This is a genomic window from Polaromonas aquatica, from assembly GCF_042659145.1.
GTDB classification, from domain to species: domain Bacteria; phylum Pseudomonadota; class Gammaproteobacteria; order Burkholderiales; family Burkholderiaceae_C; genus Polaromonas; species Polaromonas aquatica.
On the sequence record NZ_JBHSRS010000009.1, the window covers coordinates 1 to 2,796 of the forward strand.

The following is a 2,796-nucleotide window of genomic DNA, read 5'->3' on the forward strand; positions in this document are numbered from 1 at the left end:
TCTTCTGTCCTTGAGGACAGGTCCTGGTTGCCTGAGGCTATCTGGCTTGAGGCTGTGGCTATCGTGTCTGTGCCATGGCGGACTTCACCCACCACTTTGGACAAGCTGTCGTTCATGGCTTTGAGGGCCTGCATCAGCTGGCCTGTTTCGTCACGGCTACTTGCTTCAATACGGCTGCTCAGGTCTCCGGCCGCTACCGTTTCGGCCACTTTTACGGCTTCTGATAGCGGGCGCGTGATGCCGCGTGTGAGTAGCCAGGCCAGGGTACACCCAATCAGCAGGGCGATCACGGACAGAACGATCAGATGGGTGCGACCGGTTTTATGTTCTCGTGCAATACTTTTTGCGGCCGCATCAATCTGCTCTCGCTGATAGGCTGCGATCTTTTCCACAGCCTGTTCGTAGGCGGTCAGTGCTGCTGCGAATTTGGTGTCGGCCAGACTATTGGCAGCATCCCATTCACGATCCGTCTTGAGCTGAGTAACTGCAGCCAATACTTCCAGCATTGCCTTGCGAACCGCGGCTACATCATCATAGAGTTTTCTCTCTTCTGGAGAACGCAACAGCCCGTCCAACTGCTTCTGAATCGGATTGATTCGTGCCGAGCCATCCGCCACACCTTTTTTGAAATAAGCCTCTGTCGCATCGTCGGTGGTCTTGACCATCGCGAAAGTTTTCGCGCTGTTCGAGCCGATCAGGTTGGCCCATCCATTAGCCAGACGCTCCTTGACCAAAGCCTCTTGAACCATTTGCTCAGTGGCGTTACCCACACTCTCAAGACGCAAGATGCCGGTACCGGAAACAAGAGCCATCAACAAAAGCATGACCAGGAAGCCAAGCCCCAGGCGAACACCGATTTTCAAATCCTTCAAACCCATGACTCTCTTCTTCTAAAAATTCCGGATGAAATTGAATTGGCATAACAACAACTGCAGGTGGCTCCTGCATTACGCCATCGGGCTTTGGGCAATCCATTTCGACTCCGCCCATGGATTAGCCCCTTACCCGGCCAGTTGTTTGCCCGCGCAGCGCGAGCATGAAAGCCAGCTCGCGGGAAACACCTGCATTTATTTGTTTATCGGTAACCCCTGAAGAAACTTTAGAAGGCACCAAACAGGTCATAACCCAGAGATTTTTAGAAAGTCTCCCAATCTCCAGAGGTTGAGCCAGCCCCCTCAGTCGCCAATTGCAACTTTCCCCTGGGCGCAGCAATCGCCTGTTTGGCAACGGGTGGCTGCTTGGGGGCCGCCCTCGGCTTGCTGCTGGCAGCCGCCGTTGGCCGCCTGGCCGGGGTCACACCCTGCTGCTCGTTATCCAGCCTGAACACACTGACCGCTTGTGACAAGCCGCTGGCCTGTTCCTGCAGGGAAGCCGCTGCGGCTGCGGCTTCTTCCACCAAGGCTGCGTTTTGCTGCGTCACCTGGTCCATCTGGGTGATGGCCTGGTTGATCTGCTCAATTNCCTGACTTCTGCGGCCACCACTGCAAAACCCCGTCCCTGCTCGCCAGCACGGGCAGCTTCTACTGCCGCATTGAGGGCCAGGATGTTGGTCTGGAAGGCTATGCCGTCTATCACGCCGATGATGTCGACGATCTTTCTGGAGGAGGCGTTGATGGCTCCCATGGTGTCCACCACTTCGGCCACCACACTGCCACCGCGCACAGCGACGCTTGAGGCAGAAACTGCTAACTGATTGGCCTGGCGGGCGTTGTCTGCGTTTTGTTTGACTGTTGATGTCAGCTCTTCCATGGAGGCTGCGGTTTCTTCCAGTGAGCTGGCTTGTTCTTCTGTCCTTGAGGACAGGTCCTGGTTGCCTGAGGCTATCTGGCTTGAGGCTGTGGCTATCGTGTCTGTGCCATGACGCACTTCGCCAACAACCTTGGACAGGCTGTCGTTCATGGCTTTGAGGGCTTGCATCAGCTGGCCTGTTTCGTCTTTGCTGCTCACCTCTATACGACTGCTCAGGTCGCCAGCGGCTACCGTTTCGGCCACTTTTACGGCTTCTGATAGCGGACGGGAAATAATGCGCGCAATCCACAATGCCAAGGCAACACCCAGGACAATACTCCCCAGCAAAAGGCTGACAACCCAGGCTTTGGCTTGTGTATAGGCGGCATCGGCCGTCTCACTTGCTCGCGTTCCACCATCAACATTCAGCTTGACCAGCTTGTCGACCAACACAATAAGCTCGCGGTTCAACCGTAGCGACTCGCCACGAATCATGGCCCGAGCATCATCGGTCTTCTGCGCGCGAGATAGCCCAGTGATCTTGTCATGCTCCTGCGCATACAGCGCCAACACCTTGCTGTACTCAGGGTAAATTGCTTTTTCTTCCGGTTCGGAGATGAGTTTTTCGTACTCGGCCCGATTTTTCTGCCATACATCCCAAGTATCTGCCATCGACTTTTCATAGCCCGCCATCTCCGCTTCCGACGTGGCCAAAACGTGTTGCGCCTCCTGGGCACGATAACGTCCCATGAGGGCCTTCATTTCAAGCAACGCCCTGGTTGAGGGCATCCAGTTGGTTGCCAGGTCCGTCGACATCCGGTTGACCTTCGACAGCTCAAAAATGGAGAAGATACCGAGAAAGGCCGTCAACGTAAGCACGGCAAAGAACGACACCAGCAGTTTTGTTGAAATTTTCAGGTTGTAAAACGCTTGCATGATTTTTCCTTTAAGCCCAAACAATCAGGCCGATATTCTTTCGACCAGGCCCATGTCATCGCTGGTCATGAGTTTTTCGAGGTCCACCAGGATCAGCATCCGCTCATCGAGCGTGCCCAGGCCAATCAGGTA

The 2,796-nt window shown here is 55.0% G+C and carries 1 protein-coding gene and 2 pseudogenes; all 3 read right to left on the reverse strand.

Annotated features, from left to right (window positions below; genetic code table 11):
• Positions 1 to 878: MCP four helix bundle domain-containing protein (locus ACFQND_RS03885; RefSeq protein ID WP_377412375.1), on the reverse strand; the 878-nt coding region annotated here is incomplete at its 3' end.
• A 257-nt stretch (positions 879 to 1,135) separates the two neighbouring features.
• A pseudogene (locus tag ACFQND_RS03890) lies at positions 1,136 to 2,664 on the reverse strand (methyl-accepting chemotaxis protein).
• A gap of 24 nt (positions 2,665 to 2,688) precedes the next feature.
• Positions 2,689 to 2,796 (reverse strand): annotated as a pseudogene (locus ACFQND_RS03895) (chemotaxis protein CheW); the annotation flags it as partial.